Source organism: Rhizobium favelukesii (assembly GCF_000577275.2).
GTDB classification, from domain to species: domain Bacteria; phylum Pseudomonadota; class Alphaproteobacteria; order Rhizobiales; family Rhizobiaceae; genus Rhizobium; species Rhizobium favelukesii.
In genome coordinates, this window is sequence record NZ_HG916854.1 from 1 (window position 1) to 14,573 (window position 14,573).

17 protein-coding genes and 2 pseudogenes are annotated in these 14,573 nt (G+C 58.6%); 10 read left to right on the forward strand and 9 right to left on the reverse strand.

Annotated features, from left to right (window positions below):
• The 3 genes from repA to repC all read left to right on the forward strand — a co-directional run bounded on the left by repA (window position 1) and on the right by repC (window position 3,815).
• Window positions 1-1,206 (forward strand): plasmid partitioning protein RepA, encoded by a 1,206-nt coding sequence (repA, locus tag LPU83_RS59920; protein WP_024317803.1) that lies wholly within the window; start codon window positions 1-3, stop codon window positions 1,204-1,206.
• A 75-nt stretch (window positions 1,207-1,281) separates the two neighbouring features.
• The gene (gene repB / locus LPU83_RS59925) at window positions 1,282-2,295 is read left to right on the forward strand and encodes a plasmid partitioning protein RepB (RefSeq protein ID WP_024317804.1); all 1,014 of its coding nucleotides are present in this window, start codon (window positions 1,282-1,284) and stop codon (window positions 2,293-2,295) included.
• 155 nt (window positions 2,296-2,450) lie between these two features.
• Window positions 2,451-3,815, forward strand: a complete 1,365-nt coding sequence (repC, locus tag LPU83_RS59930; RefSeq protein ID WP_024317805.1) for a plasmid replication protein RepC — start codon at window positions 2,451-2,453, stop codon at window positions 3,813-3,815.
• Window positions 3,816-3,848: 33 nt separating this feature from the next.
• Here the strand turns inward: repC and LPU83_RS59935 are convergent, their stop codons facing one another.
• Both LPU83_RS59935 and LPU83_RS59940 read right to left on the reverse strand, forming a co-directional pair.
• Window positions 3,849-4,091, reverse strand: a complete 243-nt coding sequence (locus tag LPU83_RS59935; RefSeq protein ID WP_024317806.1) for a hypothetical protein — start codon at window positions 4,089-4,091, stop codon at window positions 3,849-3,851.
• A 124-nt stretch (window positions 4,092-4,215) separates the two neighbouring features.
• Window positions 4,216-4,437, reverse strand: a complete 222-nt coding sequence (locus LPU83_RS59940; RefSeq protein WP_024317807.1) for a hypothetical protein — start codon at window positions 4,435-4,437, stop codon at window positions 4,216-4,218.
• A gap of 366 nt (window positions 4,438-4,803) precedes the next feature.
• Between LPU83_RS59940 and LPU83_RS59945 the strand changes: the two genes are divergently transcribed.
• The 4 genes from LPU83_RS59945 (at window position 4,804) to LPU83_RS75890 (ending at window position 6,565) form a co-directional block, all read left to right on the forward strand.
• Entirely contained in the window at window positions 4,804-5,538 is a 735-nt protein-coding gene (locus LPU83_RS59945) for an NYN domain-containing protein (RefSeq protein WP_024317808.1), read from the forward strand.
• 148 nt (window positions 5,539-5,686) lie between these two features.
• The gene (locus LPU83_RS59950) at window positions 5,687-5,893 is read left to right on the forward strand and encodes a cold-shock protein (protein ID WP_024317809.1); all 207 of its coding nucleotides are present in this window, start codon (window positions 5,687-5,689) and stop codon (window positions 5,891-5,893) included.
• A 336-nt stretch (window positions 5,894-6,229) separates the two neighbouring features.
• The gene (locus LPU83_RS75885) at window positions 6,230-6,370 is read left to right on the forward strand and encodes a hypothetical protein (protein WP_374046211.1); all 141 of its coding nucleotides are present in this window, start codon (window positions 6,230-6,232) and stop codon (window positions 6,368-6,370) included.
• 69 nt (window positions 6,371-6,439) lie between these two features.
• Window positions 6,440-6,565: a hypothetical protein gene (locus LPU83_RS75890; RefSeq protein ID WP_374046212.1), complete on the forward strand. Its 126-nt coding sequence runs from the start codon at window positions 6,440-6,442 to the stop codon at window positions 6,563-6,565.
• A gap of 6 nt (window positions 6,566-6,571) precedes the next feature.
• Here the strand turns inward: LPU83_RS75890 and LPU83_RS59960 are convergent.
• Window positions 6,572-7,724, reverse strand: a pseudogene (locus LPU83_RS59960) (site-specific integrase).
• 85 nt (window positions 7,725-7,809) lie between these two features.
• Between LPU83_RS59960 and LPU83_RS59965 the strand changes: the two are divergent.
• The 3 genes from LPU83_RS59965 (at window position 7,810) to LPU83_RS59975 (ending at window position 9,440) form a co-directional block, all read left to right on the forward strand.
• Window positions 7,810-8,088, forward strand: a complete 279-nt coding sequence (locus tag LPU83_RS59965) for a type II toxin-antitoxin system Phd/YefM family antitoxin (protein ID WP_024317813.1) — start codon at window positions 7,810-7,812, stop codon at window positions 8,086-8,088.
• Window positions 8,075-8,506: an mRNA interferase PemK gene (locus LPU83_RS59970; RefSeq protein WP_024317814.1), complete on the forward strand. Its 432-nt coding sequence runs from the start codon at window positions 8,075-8,077 to the stop codon at window positions 8,504-8,506. The genes LPU83_RS59965 and LPU83_RS59970 overlap by 14 nt, the downstream gene beginning before the upstream one ends.
• Window positions 8,507-9,023: 517 nt before the next feature.
• Complete coding sequence (locus LPU83_RS59975; RefSeq protein WP_024317815.1) at window positions 9,024-9,440, forward strand: UPF0158 family protein; 417 nt, start codon at window positions 9,024-9,026, stop codon at window positions 9,438-9,440.
• A gap of 160 nt (window positions 9,441-9,600) precedes the next feature.
• Here the strand turns inward: LPU83_RS59975 and LPU83_RS74365 are convergent.
• The 6 genes and pseudogenes from LPU83_RS74365 to LPU83_RS60005 form a co-directional block, all read right to left on the reverse strand.
• Window positions 9,601-9,829 (reverse strand): annotated as a pseudogene (locus LPU83_RS74365) (GNAT family N-acetyltransferase); the annotation flags it as partial.
• Window positions 9,830-10,088: 259 nt separating this feature from the next.
• Window positions 10,089-10,904 (reverse strand): oxidoreductase, encoded by an 816-nt coding sequence (locus LPU83_RS59985; RefSeq protein ID WP_024317817.1) that lies wholly within the window; start codon window positions 10,902-10,904, stop codon window positions 10,089-10,091.
• A gap of 644 nt (window positions 10,905-11,548) precedes the next feature.
• Entirely contained in the window at window positions 11,549-11,872 is a 324-nt protein-coding gene (locus LPU83_RS59990) for a MurR/RpiR family transcriptional regulator (protein WP_024317818.1), read from the reverse strand.
• Window positions 11,873-11,888: 16 nt separating this feature from the next.
• Window positions 11,889-12,887 carry an inositol 2-dehydrogenase gene (gene iolG / locus LPU83_RS59995; RefSeq protein WP_024317819.1) on the reverse strand — a complete coding sequence of 333 codons (999 nt, stop codon included), beginning with the start codon at window positions 12,885-12,887 and terminating at the stop codon, window positions 11,889-11,891.
• A 61-nt stretch (window positions 12,888-12,948) separates the two neighbouring features.
• Window positions 12,949-13,749, reverse strand: coding sequence for a TIM barrel protein (locus LPU83_RS60000; protein ID WP_024317820.1), 801 nt, complete (start codon window positions 13,747-13,749; stop codon window positions 12,949-12,951).
• 22 nt (window positions 13,750-13,771) lie between these two features.
• Window positions 13,772-14,572, reverse strand: a complete 801-nt coding sequence (locus LPU83_RS60005; protein WP_024317821.1) for an ATP-binding cassette domain-containing protein — start codon at window positions 14,570-14,572, stop codon at window positions 13,772-13,774.
• Between the last annotated feature and the right edge of the window lies 1 nt (window position 14,573).

Below are 14,573 nucleotides of genomic sequence, written 5' to 3' on the forward strand. Positions count from 1 at the left end.
ATGAACATGGCTCCAGCCTTTATCGAAGACCTCGACTTTGACAGGGAAATACTTGAGCAAGGCGAGTTGATCTCCGACAAGCTGAACATGCTGCGGCTCGAGCAGTATCCTCCAAACGCGCTGAAAGGGCTACGCCGCTTTTCGTCTGCCGAGGTCGCTGATTTTCTGGGCGTTACGCAGAATCACATTAAGAAGCTCCACCTCGAAGGGAAGGGGCCAGAACCGCAAGTATCGGGGTCCGGTCGTCGTTCGTACACTGCCGAGCAAATGATGGAACTGCGGCAGTACCTCGACAAACATGGCCGCTCGGATTTCAAGAAGTATGTGCCGCAACGCCGCCGCGGCGAAGATCTTCAGGTCATCTCTGTCGTGAACTTCAAGGGTGGCTCGGGCAAGACGACGACTGCGGCTCACCTCGCGCAGTACCTTGCACTGACCGGCCACCGCGTTCTTGCGGTCGATCTCGATCCGCAAGCCTCATTGACGGCCCTCCATGGCATCCAGCCGGAACTCGACCGCAATTTGTCTCTGTACGAGGCGCTGCGTTATGACGAAGAGCGCAAATCGATCAAGGAATTGATCCGCCCCACGAACTTTCCGGGCCTTGATATCGTACCCGCAAATCTCGAGCTCCAGGAATATGAGTACGAGACGCCGTTGGCTGCTACCGGCAGGCACCAGCCGGAAGGCAAGCTCTTCTTTACGCGTATCTCGCAGGCGTTGAAGGAAGTTGACGACAGATACGATGTTGTCGTCATCGACTGCCCTCCACAGCTTGGCTATCTGACCCTCACTTCGCTCAGCGCCTCGACGGCAGTTGTCATCACGGTTCATCCGCAGATGCTCGACGTGATGTCGATGAGCCAGTTCCTGCTGATGCTTGGCGGCATTCTCGAATCGATCAAGGCAGCGGGGGCTTCCGTCAACCTCAAATGGTTCCGTTACCTGGTGACACGCTATGAGCCGACAGATCAGCCACAGGCTCAAATGGTTGGTTTCTTGCAGGCCTTGTTCAACAAACGAATGCTCAAGCATCAGATGTTGAAGTCGACCGCGATCTCCGATGCTGGGATAACCAAGCAAACCCTCTATGAAGTCGAGAAGTCGCAATTTACGCGCTCGACCTACGAGAGGGCGCTCGAAAGCCTGAATGCGGTCAATGGCGAGATTGCTTCCCTCATCCATAGCGCATGGGGGCGAAAGTGATCCTTTTGACAGCCGTGCAAATGCTGAAAAACAGACGACCTTTCAACATGATGATCGCCAACGCGGGAGATGGAAATGGCTAGAAAGAATCTCTTGGCACACATCACGGCGACGATCGGTGACGATGCCGAGCGCGGCGCAAATTCTGACACCGAAGCTCGTGCTTCCTATACGAGACGAGGTGCGTCCCGCTCGATGATCCAATCGCTGGATGAACTTGCCGAAACGTCGATGCGCATTCTCGACGGAGATACCATTATTGCGCTTGATCCTGTTGAACTTGACGGGTCGTTTGTCGCCGACCGAATTGGTGACGACGACCAGGCCTATTCCAGTTTGAAAGAGGCGATTCGCCAGTCTGGTCAGTCGACACCGATTCTCGTGCGTCCCCATCCGAGCGATGACGGGCGCTATATGATCGTCTTTGGTCATCGACGAGCACGAGTTGCACGTGAGCTGGGTGTCAAGGTCAGGGCAGTGGTCAAGCCGCTCGCTGATATTGAACATATAATCGCCCAGGGGCAGGAAAACACCGCAAGAGCCGATCTGACCTTTATCGAAAAGGCGATCTTTGCAGGCAAGCTGCTTCGCAGCGGCCTGTCGAAGGATGTTCTTAAGTCGGCTTTGACAGCCGACGATAGCCTCCTATCTCGCATGCTGTCGGTCGCGGATGTTGTTCCGGACGTGGTTCTTGATGCGCTTGGATCTGCCAAAGGCGTCGGCCGAGATCGCTGGGAAGAACTGAAGAAGCTCGTATTAAATCCGGCGGCCGCGGCGCGCGCTAGGGAACTGGTACAGGAAGAGATGTTTCTCTCCCAGACGACCGACGAGACCCGATTCCAGCACCTGGTTGTAGCCCTCAAGGCTGCGCAGAAGGCGGGCAAGCGCGCAAAGCAGAAATCAGCGCCAGCCGCATGGATGCCGGCTGATCAGTCGGTCAGTGTGGTCGCACGGCAAAAGCCAAACAGCCTTGTGATGGAATTCGGGAATCCCAAGGGCAAGTCCTTTGGGAAATGGCTCTCCGGCAACATGGATAGCCTCTTCGAGCAGTACTCGAAAGCGAACGGGGAACAGGAAACAGGAGACTAATCCGCAAAAGAAAAAGGCCCCCTTAACGTTGCCGTCGTGGAAGCCTTCCTCTCGTGTGGTAGCTTGAGAATCGCATTTCCCCGAATCCCAGTCAAGAGTCTTTGGCACCGTTTTTGGTGAGCGGATTTCTTTTGCCTCTTGGAAGGTAAAGGAAGATGCAAGGTGGACATGTAACGACGCCCTTTGGGCGGCGGCCGATGACGCTTGCCCTGGTGAAACGACAGGTCGCTGTAACAGGAATGACGCCAGGCAAGTCGGTCGACAAATGGAGCGTCCTTAGAGACGTTTCGGAGGCCAGGGGAGTGCTGGGATTGCAGGACCGCAGCCTGGCGGTTCTCGATGCGCTGTTGAGCTTTTATCCGGGTAATGAATTGCGCCAGGACGCGCAGCTTATCGTCTTCCCATCCAATGCGCAGCTGACGCTGAGGGCCCACGGCATTGCGGGGGCGGCGCTTCGCCGTCATCTGGCACTCCTTGTCGAGGCGGGAGTGATCATTCGCAAGGATAGCGCCAATGGCAAGCGCTATGCCCGCAAGGGTGGGGCAGGGGAGATCGAAAACGCATTCGGCTTCGATATTTCGCCTATGCTCATGCGCGCCGAAGAACTTGCCGGCATGGCGCAACAGGTTGCAGCCGATCGCGTTGCGTTCCGCAGGGCAAGGGAGAATCTCACGATTTGCCGGCGTGACGTCCGCAAGTTGATTACCGCGGCTCTTGAGGAAGGCGCATTCGGAGACTGGGAGATGATTGAAGAGGTTTATCTTGGTCTCGTCAGCCGCATTCCGCGCTTACCAACACTTGCCGAAGTTGCTGCCATCCTGGACGAGATGGACCTCCTTCGCGATGAGATCGTCAATACGTTGGAAATGCAGCAGAAAACTCAAGATATTGGCACCAATGATGCTCATGATGAGCGCCACATACAGAATTCAAACACCGAATTCATCAATGAACTTGAACCTCGCTCTGAATACGAGCAGAGCGAGAGGCTGAGTGAAAGTCGCCCTCCAAAGAGCGAACCGAACCAGACGGTCCCGTTGGGACTCGTGCTGAAGGCCTGCCCGGATATCTGTGCCTATGGGCCGGGCGGTGCGATCAACAGCTGGCGGGATTTGATGAGCGCGGCCGTCCTCGTCCGTTCGATGCTTGGCGTCAGTCCGTCGGCCTATCAGGACGCGTGTGAGGCCATGGGGCAGGAGGATGCTGCAGTCGCAATTGCCTGCATTCTGGAGCGAGGCGACCAAATCAACTCGGCTGGTGGATATCTGCGGGATCTGACACGCCGAACCGAGAGGGGAGAATTCTCGCCCGGTCCGATGCTGAGGGCGCAACTGCGCTCAAATGGCAAAATGGAGCAGGTTTCCGGTGTGCGCCCGAAGAGCCGCGACGCAGAGGTCCGGACTCAAAAGCGAGCGGATCCCGTTCAGACGCGGTTGCATGTTCAGGGCTTCGTCATCGAAAATTTCACCTCCGCCGCCCCTCCTAAAAGAGAAGCGGAAAGAGATTTGGCGAGCAGATGAACTAGAATTGCCCTTCACGGGCAGACAGACGCTCTATCGTCCAGACAGGTCCCGCAGGATTGAAAAATTGGCGCAGCTTGCCTCGATATTGCCGATACGGATCGCATGCTCGGACCGGGGCGTCAGAAGCGACAGATGTACGTTTTTGGCGCCCTTTGCCCTGACCAGCAGTTCCTGGCGAGCAAAGATAAGGCCCGCTCGGTCCGAAAGCTCATAGGCAACGGTTTCGCTGTATCCGTCATCCGCAATGGTGATTGTCGCCAAACCAGACTGCATTTGTGAGTGTTCCTCAGTTTTTCCACAGATTGTTAGAAAACTGCGGGCAGGGTCAATGACACCGACCGGTTTTCGTCGCAATATCGAAATTACAGCAACTGCTGGCACGCACGCGAGGCGAGGGCTACTCGTCGACTTCCGGCACGAGGACGTCGAAAACCTCCAGAAGGGCCGCAGTGATGGCTGCACCGAGCGCATTTCCGCTCTCAGCAATTGCCTTCTCGTCCATGTCGCGGGACGCGATCGCCAGATTGCCTCCTTGCTCGCCGACGATTGCTCGGGCTCGTTCGATCGCCCACTGGGCGAAATCACCCCGGTTCTCGATGGTGACCGTCTCAGTTTCCATGTCACTTTCCCCTTTCAGGATTTGTTCAGGACTGCCAGGCAGAGTGCGATAGCGCGTTGAGTTGCGCGTACGCGCTACCTTATCCAACCCGAGCAATCAACAGCGCAGCCGACCTGCTGAACCCTCGACCCGACACTGAGGTTGCTTTCTGCATCCACCAAATACGACGGCCGGCGAGGTGACACTGGAGCGGCGCCGAACTCCGGAAGCAAAGGCGGTCAGTGGGATGGCGCTGTCGCGAATACAAACGATGCTATAGCCGCCCCTGGTTGCAAGTGCCCGTCAGGACGTTAAAGAAGCCGTTTGGCTGGTCCGAATGGTGCCCCGGTGTTAGGTTCGTGTCCGTTCCGAATACGAGGAAGCGATATGCCATCTGAAACTCGGTCACCGCGCTTGGCGGTCCTGATCGACGCCGACAACACTTCGGCCAAAATCTCCGACGGGCTGTTTGAAGAGGTCGCCAAGATCGGCGAGGCGAGCGTCCGCCGGATCTATGGCGATTTCTCCGGCACGCGCTCGAAGGGGTGGGCGGATGTGCTGGCAAAGCATGCCATCATTCCACAGCAACAGTTTGCCTATACGACGGGAAAGAATGCCTCTGACATCACTTTGGTGATTGATGCAATGGATTTGCTACACAGTGGCCGCTTCGACGGCTTCTGCCTCGTTTCGTCGGACAGTGATTTCACGCGACTTGCCGCCCGGATTCGCGAGCAGGGCGTCGATGTGTTCGGCTTCGGCGAGCAGAAGACGCCGGAGAGTTTTCGCCAAGCCTGCCGGCGGTTCGTCTATACCGAAAACCTACTTCCCGGAGCCATCAAGGACGAGCAGAGCACTGCGTCTGCCGATAAACCCCTGCAGCCGGCCAGCGCCGCCGTGCCCTTGATCAAAAAGGTGCTGTCACAAGAGGACACCGAAGATGGCTGGGTCAATCTGGGCACCGTCGGCAAGCAACTGTTGAACCTGGCGCCGGACTTCGACCCACGCACCTTTGGCTTCCGAAAACTCAGCGATCTTATCCGTAAGACAAATCAGTTCGAGGTTCGCCAAGCCGAGGGCCGTCCCATCAGCATCCGTGTGAAACAACGAGGCAGAAAGTAGCGGCCACCAGCGCGGCGATTGGCATGAGCGGGAAATTCAGAGCAACCGCGACAGTTCGTATGGCTTTTCGTTGCGGTCGGAAGCGTCTATCGGTACTAACGCAGTCGAGCCCAGAGGTTCGGCAAGTCGATGATCAAAGGAAGATGTTATGGCGACCGGTACAGTAAAATGGTTCAATGCGACGAAGGGTTTCGGCTTCATTCAGCCGGACGACGGCAGTGCCGATGTCTTCGTTCATATTTCGGCGGTGGAGCGGGCTGGAATGCGCGGTCCTAACGACGGCCAGAAGATTACCTATGAGCTGGTGAAGGATCGCAAGTCCGGCAAGATGTCGGCCGACAACCTGCAGGCCTAAGGCTGTTTAAGACAATCCACCAGGAGGCCGGGTTCGCCCGGCCTTTTCCGTTTGCGGCGCGAGGGATCCAACATCGATGCAATCGCGAGACTTGAATTTGCTGCAGCGCAACATTATCTTCCGAGTACCGAAGCGATTCACCTCCTCCCGAGCCGCTTCGGTCCGACGGACAGCACTCCTCCTCCCAAGCTGTCAGTCACTATCGAGGCCCGGCGCACCTCCTCCCGCGCCGGGCTTTTTCGTTGAGCAAGCGGACGATCGCCGCAGGGCAGGGCGCCTCGCGATTTTGCCATTGTTGTCGATCACTGCCTCGCTTGAACAATGCAGCGAGGGATCATGGACATCGGCGCCAACGACCGCGAACTCATCGCGGTGATGAGACGGTACTTTGCGGCGAAGGCCGAGCTACAAGCGCTGAAGGCGCAGTTGGAAGCAGCGCGACAGGCGGGAGGGCCGGGCGATCGACGCCTTCTATGACCCGCGCAGCAACTTGAACCACGCCCGCGACCTGCAACGATCCTATCGCTTGAAAGGCGGAAAGGCGAGATGGTGTCGCTGATGCAGCGCGCCGAGGCCTGGGGCAGGATAGAGCTTGCCGCCGATCGCGCGGAGACGCGAACCGGCTTGGACGAACCGTCCGATGGATCAGTCGATGCGCCACTCGGCGCCTAGTCGCACTCAGACGATCAGTCGCGCCGCACGCCCGTTCTTGCGTTCGACGTTGTTGTAGTAACTGGCCGCCTGCGTCACTGACTTGTGCAGCGACTGCTGCATCGCTTCGAGGAGCGGAATGCCACGGTTGGCGGCCTCGGTCAGATAGCCGGAGCGCAGGCCATGCGCCGAGAATGCCGCTGGATCGTTTGACGCGGGCCTTCAGGATGAGGTTGACCGATTGCGGCGTCAGCGCCCGCCGGTCGATATTGCCCCACTGATCGATGCGTCGGAATGCCGGTCCGGTGTCGATTTTGGCTTCAGCAAGCCAGTGCTTCAAGGCAGTCACCGGCCGGCCGATCAACACGACGTGTCCGTCGTCATCGGCCGTCGTCGTCTTGGTGCGGCCCAGATGGATCGTCAGGCAGGGCAGGGGAGGGGAGCTCTTGTCGGCCGGATCGGTGCGTACCGGCTCCTCGTCGACCAGATCCTCGACCCGCAATGCCGCCACCTCCGAACGCCGGCGGCCGCCGGAAGCGAAGGCGACGAGCAGCAATGCCCGATCACGCAGATCGACTAGCCGATCGCCGGCGCAGGCGGACAATAGCTTTGCCAGGACATCCCCTGTCACCGCCCTTTTGCTCTTGCGCTGCCGCGGCCGTTTGCTCGCATTCACCGCCAGCCTTAGCGAGGTTTTCACGGATAGGGCGGCAAAGGCGCCGGACAGGCCGCGCCAGCGTGTCAAGATCGACCAGGAGGTCAGGCGCCGACGCACCGTGTCCGGCGCGTGCGGACGATCGGCTCGCAGCAGCCGTTCCGCCCGCAATCCCGTTTCCACGGCCGCCGGCATGCCGTGGCTCGGATCCTCGGCGCGTTTGCCGGGTCCCAGAGATGATGCGCGACGAATTTTATCAGCAAGCTTTCAGGCGCGGGCCAGGGCAGGGGGGGCGCCGGTGGCAAGTCCGCACCAGGCCTCGAGATAGCCAAGGTCGGAGGCGAGCGCCCGCAAGGTGTTGTCGCCCATGCCCTGCTGCGCCAGATATTTGAGTGTCGCGACGTCCTCGTCGGTCAAAAGTGCCGCCAGCTGATCGCGGCGACCGAAGGGCAGGATGGCGTCGAGCGCATCAAGCTCTTCGGCGCGTCGGATTTGGATGGTTTTCTGCTCAGAGGTCTTGGCCATGGATCGCTACTCAGTCATCATGGGCGACAAATAACTTGTCAAGAATCCGGAAATCCCGTAATTTACGGAAAATTGGAGATGCGTTATGACGTCGACTGTGACCGCCGCTGCAGTGTCGAAGAATTTTGGAGCCTATCAGGATGCGGCCGTGCGCGAGCCGGTGATCATCACCAAGAACGGTCGACCGCGCACCGTTTTGATCGCCTATGAGGACTATCTCCGCCTGGCAAAGCGTGATCGTCGGGTCGAGCTGACGACGGCGCTCGGTGACGATGAGCTTGCCGCGATCGAGGCGTCTGAGATGGAACCGGGTCTCGATCATCTCAATGCCGAACTGCTGACGGACAAGCATGCTGCCGACTGAACCGAAAGTCGGCTGGGTCTTCAGCTATTCTTATCTTTCGCATTGGCAGCATCTCGAAGGTCGGGAGGAGGGCGACAAGGATCGCCCGGCTCTCGTTCTGGCAATTGTTGCCACCCTCGACGATGGAACGCCAGTTGTTCGGGTTCTGCCCATTACGCATTCGCCTCCGTCCGATCCGCGAGACGCTGTTGAAATCCCGCCAGCCACCAAGCTGCGCCTCGGCCTCGATGACGAACGCTCCTGGATTGTACTGACGGAGAGCAACCGATTTATCTGGCCCGGACCCGACGTCAGGCCGATCGACGGTGAAACCGGCTATTACGGGGCGTTGCCACCGGCCCTGTTTGGAGAGGTCAAGCGCCGGTTTGTCGAACTGGCGCGGGCTGGGCATCATCGCGCAACGGCCCGCAGCGAATAGCTGCCGTTTCCTCGTCGGCAAGAACGTCCGATTCCCCATCGTGCGTTTCGTTTCAGATGCCAATTTGTGATCGCCGCGACCGTGATTTGCCCCGACTTTACCCTCTCTGCGAGTCAGAATCTATCACTATCGATACGCGATACTTGTCGGCAGCGAGGCGTCGCAGCCGTTTTTGTGTCCAATGGCAGAAGCTATCGGCGATATCGCTTCTGGTTAATGGCACGTTTACCATGATTTCAATGTTTTGAGATCTCGCAACATTGCCCGTCCAGAGGTAACCGGGGGTCCAGAGTAACCGGGGCAGATCTGGAGGCAGTGCTGTTGTGGCTTTTACCTCCCGATTTCAATTGAAGCTCTAAGCTGAAATTTCGTCCCTCGTTTTCGACCTAACGGCTTCACGCAGGGCAGGGGGAGGGCAAGCAGTCTCCTTTGTAAGTGCAGGAGACTCCCACATTTGCGCCCGATTTGGGATCGAGTTATATACGGCGACGACAGGCTCGTGAGCGGCAGGACGGGAATGGCGGTGGACTTCAGCGAGCTTCTGGATGCGTTCGAATTCGTGAGCTCCGTCGGAAGCGGCGAAAACACGGCTTATCTGTGCAAGGAGACGGGCAAGATCTACTGGCATTCGGACTGGGCGGACGATGTCGAAGAACTGCCTGACGTGGAGGACAGCGAGAAATACATCCCCATTCCGGAGAAGAGAGAACTCGATCTCGGCAAACCGCTGGTGCTGAAGTTCGCGCGCCACCACCTGCCCGACGATTGCGATAAGGTTCGGGAGATCTTCAGCCGGGCCGGTGCCTATGCCCGCTTCAAGGATCTGTTGGAGCACAGGCACGCCATCGATCGGTGGTACGCCTTCGAGCAAAAGGCCACGGAAGACGCTTTGAGGACCTGGTGCGAGGATAACGACATCGAAGTCAGCGGTTGAAGTTGAAAGTGTCTGGCGTCAGGATCGTTCCGATGACTGGCTCCCAGCGAACAGTAGCCTGAGCTGTTTCCCGCACAGCTTTCCGCAGTCACGTGGCCCGAGCGTCGTCCGAAAAAAGCGACACCAGTTGAAATTCGCTGGAGCACCACCGTCCAGAAATTCAAGCCCGGGACATCATGTGGCGCTTGGCGTCTATTGCAAAGCGCTCCTTGATTCTGTCGACGGGCGTCCCATCGTGAAGTGCAACCTGGACCAGCCTGTCATAGGTCTCAAAGCCCATCCTCGCGTAGTAGGAGACCGCTGACGTTGTCGGCACGAATTGTCGCGTTGATGAATTCGAGCCCGAGCTCTTCCGCTGCGCCCCGGGTTGCGGGAAAGAGGGCGCTGCCTGCGTGGCGGGCTGTCCCTCAAAAGATTGCGACATCAACCGGCGGGTTAGGAGGCGTCGCGCGACGGATATTTGACGAAGTTCACGGGCAGACTTTGCACTCGCCCCACCAAAGGCCGCCGGGGCAAGCGTTCGCGCCAAAACGGCGCCATGTTCCCTGCGTCGATGCTTCCATTTTCATGAGATGTCCTTTCGCTAACCATCTCCTGAAGTACGCCCAAAACGCCTGCCCCATCGAGTGGAACAGGATGTCGTCGACGTCAGACCGGCAGACCGAGCTGCTTTCGCAGGCTCTTGTCGAATGCCAATGCGGGGACGAAACGGCGCAGAAAACTGACCTGGCGTGCCATTTTCCCGGCCGCATAGCGCCTCTTCGGAGCGGCATCGGTCGCAGCCGCCAAAACGGTCTTGGCCACCACGTCGGGGGCGTCGCCTTTTTCCATCGCTTTCCCCACGATTACATTCATGCCAGCGCGCGCAGAGTCATAGATATCAAGCAACTGATCCGGCTTGGCGAGATTGTCTTCGAATGACGTCCGGGTATAGGCGGGCTCCACCAACGAAACGCGAATGCCGAAGGCGCGCAATTCGTGATCGAGCGACTCGGAATAACCCTCGATGGCATGTTTGGTCGACGAGTAGAGCGCGAAATAAGGTGCGGGGATGAACCCCTGTACCGAGCTCAAATTAACGATCCTGCCCTTCCCTTGGCGTCGCATTGCCGGCAACACCGCGTTGGTCACGCGGAAAACGCCGAAGACGTTCACATCGAATAGCGACTTAGCCTGGGTCATTGAGGACTCCTCCGCGCCACCAAGCAGGCCCATGCCAGCATTATTGACAAGAAGATCGATGCGCCCGGCCTCTGCCAGTACGTCATCAACCAGTTTCGCCACAGAGGTATCGTCGGTCACGTCGCAAGTCAGCATGAAAACGCCGTCGCTCCTCTGGGCAGAGAGACGGCGACTGGTTCCGAAAACGCGAAAGCCCGCGTTCTGCAGGACGGCGGCGGTTGCATACCCGATGCCGGTGGATGCCCCAGTCACCAGGGCGACGCCGAGATTGGTCTTGTTCATGGAAATCACTTCTTTCTGTGTGCTGAACCGCGTTTTTGAAAATGTCGGGCGGGCTGTCTGCGACTTAGGTGCCCTGTCACCTTTTTAGATTGCGATAGAAATCTATGCGCGATATAGAGCTCGAACGCAATCTAAAAAGGAGATGTGATCCGCAAATCTTAGGCGCATCGCTCCGGCGGCGCTGCATGGTGGTCTACTACGCCTCGATCGACGCGATCTGCTGGAGGTCACCGTCACCTGCACGCCGCCGCAGGTCGTCACGGGCTTCGCCGAGGGCGTCCCGTGGCACTATCATGCCAGGCTATCGGGACTCGGTATACGCGTTGTCAAGCTCCGGCCAGGAGGTGACGGTCTCGATCGCCGTACGCCGCCGGTATGAGCGCCTCGGTGATGTCCTGCCCACTCTCGAACTTACCGTCGTGATCTGTTCATCCCGAGGTGGGTAAAGTATTTGCGCTTGAGGACTTTTTACGGTTCACAGGCGGCGGGCCGCGGTCTTGCCGTCCAGGCGGCAGTTGGCCACGAAGAGGCGGTCGCCGAACAGATTGCAAGCTGCATGTGCATATTATCGATCGGAGGAAGCCTTGCATTTCAGCATTATTCGAGCGAAATAGACCCGAAATCGTCAGCACTCTCTTTGTTGTTTAATCGACCGCATCTATTTCTCGCCGGTCAGTTCCGTTTCGACAGCGGGATCGAAACCGAACTTCATTCTGAAACATCTCACGCGCTTCTTTGATGTTCGAGAAGCCGATCATACTGACAAACCTCAACACCGTCGAGCTTGAGACCCCGGCACGTTTTGCAATGTTATTGGCAGAGCTAAAGGCAAGCACGTCGGGGCAATCCAAGCACAATCTTGCAACTTCCTCGACCCGAGCGGGGAAGAGCAGCTCTCGTTTAGCGATCTGGTCTTTGAGGCTCCGGAAAGTGGAATCCGGAGCCATGGCCGTTTCGAGCGCAGGCATGGCTCCCCACCAGCCTTCAGAATATGTCGGCAAGGCGAACGGTTTGTCCGGTTGCCAGGGAGCGTGTCGCCGCCTCCGCGACAGCGAGCGCTTTGACGCCGTCATCAAGCGAAACTGGCAGCGCTGATCCGGACGTAATGGCTTCGACGAATGCGTTCCATTCGATGGAATATGCGCGCATGTAGCGTTCGAGGAAGAAGAATTCCGGCTTGGCGCCTGTCACTCCATCCTTGGTGGCCTTGGTCAAGGTATTCTCCAGGATGTTGCCGGCTGCCAGCAGCCCCTCCGAGCCCAACAACTCAATACGCTGATCGTAGCCGTAGACGGCTCGCCGGCTGTTCTTGATGACGGCGATGCGGCCATCGGCGAACTTGAGCGTGACGGCGGCGGTATCGACGTCACCGGCGGCGCCGATATCAGCATCGACGATCGAACTTCCGATGGCCGTGACAGTCTCAGGCGCTCCACCGAAGATCCAGCATGCCATGTCGAAGTCGTGGATCATCATGTCCCGGAACAACCCGCCAGAGACCCTTATGTAGGACACCGGAGGCGGTGCAGGATCGAAGGAGGTGATCGACAGCAGTTCCGTCTTGCCGATCTCGCCCCGGTCGGCGGCAGTCTTGAGAGCCGCGAAGTTTGGATCGAAGCGGCGGTTGAAACCGATCATCACGGGTTTGCCCGTTGCAGCAGCTGCGATCTGGCATGCGCGTGCCCGTTCGAGGCTGAGATCGACAGGCTTCTCGCACAGCACTGCCTTGCCGGCCTTCGTCGCTGCCTCTATCAGGTCCGAATGGGTGTCCGTCGATGTCGCTATAAGCACGGCGTCGATGGCGGGATCGTTGATGATGTTGAGGCTGGAACGGGCCTCGGCTCCGTATTGGGCCGCGAGCTTTGCGGCGGCGTCCGTGTTGACATCCGCGACCGCGACCAGCGCGCTTCCGGGATTGGACGTCATCGCTTTGGCGTGGACGTTACCAATCCGCCCTGCACCGAGAAGACCAACTTTCAGCATTTGCATTCCTTTTGACATGTCGTCGCACGTGCCTGACGAACGGGCGCGCAGAGAGGGATCGTTAGAGGGTGAACGCCTGGCGGAAACGGCTCAGCGCCAGCTCGTCGTCTTCGGATGGCCAGGCTTCTAAACCGATGACGCCGGCGTAGCCCATGGCATCGAGAGCACGGGCGATGGCAGGATAATTGATCTCCCCGGTGCCGGGTTCCTTGCGGCCGGGCACATCCGCCACCTGGATTTCACCGATGAACGGAAGCGCCTGACGGCAAAGCTCGATGAGATTCCCTTCCCCGATCTGTGCGTGATAGAGATCGAGGTTGAGCTTCAGCGATGGCCGGTCGATGGCTGAAACCAGTGCGATCGTGTCGGCCGCCTTGGCGAAGGGCGTCTTCGGATGATCGACCGCTTCGTTCAGGTTTTCGAGAACGAAAGTCACTCCCTCTTCTTCGCCAAGATCCGCGATGCGGTTGAGCGTATCTCTCGCCTTTAGCCACATGGCGCCAGTGACGCCTTCCGACTTGACCACCGGCAGCCCCTGTCCGTCGAGGCCTGTCCCGTGCAGATTGAGCCTGGGGCAACCGAGTTCCTTTGCAACAGGGATAGACAGGCGCGCCGTCCTGATCAGCTCATCGGCGCCCTCATCGTCCGCGAGCGTGCCGGTGATGTACCCCGTCATCGACGAGAACGTCGCGCCGGACCGGGCAAGCGCAGGAATGTCATGCTTGGTCCAGTCCCAGATCTCGGCGACAAACCCAAGCTCTGCAATCCGCTTCAGTCGCTCCGTGACCGGCAGGGAGCGGAAAACCATTTCCGCGCAGACTGCCAGCGTGAAAGGCCCTGGATGTGCGTGTTCTTCCGTCATCATTTCAGTCCTGTTCTATGAATTAGATGGTGCCGCCGAGCTCGTTGGAGAGCGCCTGCAACTCCTTGCCGCCGGCCATCATGTTTTGAAGCTCGTCGATGGAAATCTCGCTCTTGGCATAGGTGCCCAGCGTCTTGCCCCGATTTAGGATGGTGAAGCGATTGCCGACGGCGAAGGCGTGGCGCACATTGTGCGTGATGAAAATAACCCCAAGTCCCTTCTGCTGCACATGGTTGATGTATTTGAGAACCATGGACGTCTGTGCCACGCCCAGCGCAGATGTCGGCTCGTCGAGGATGAGAACCTTCGCCCCGAAATAGACTGCACGGGCGATCGCCACGCATTGCCGTTCGCCGCCCGACAGGGTTCCGACTGCCTGGTTCGGATCACGGACATCGATCCCGATCTTGTGCATCTCCTCCCGGGTCACGGCATCGCAATGCTTGAAGTCGATGTAGCGGAAGGGCGGGATCCCCTTGCGCGGCTCACGCCCCATGAAGAAGTTGCGCGTCACGGACATCAGCGGGATCATGGCCAGATCCTGGTAGACGGTTGCAATGCCGGCATCGAGCGCGTCACGCGGGCTGGAGAACGTGACAGGCTTTCCTTCGACGAGCAGTTCGCCACCGGACGGTTTGACCACGCCGGACAGCGTCTTGATCAGCGTCGACTTGCCGGCGCCATTGTCGCCGAGCAGGCAAAGGACTTCGCCCTGCAGCACCTTCATCGAGATTCCCGACAGCGCGATGACCGAGCCATAGTGCTTCACGATGTCCTTGGCCTCGATGATCGCGGCTGCGGAATTGGATTTCATGTCAGCCATG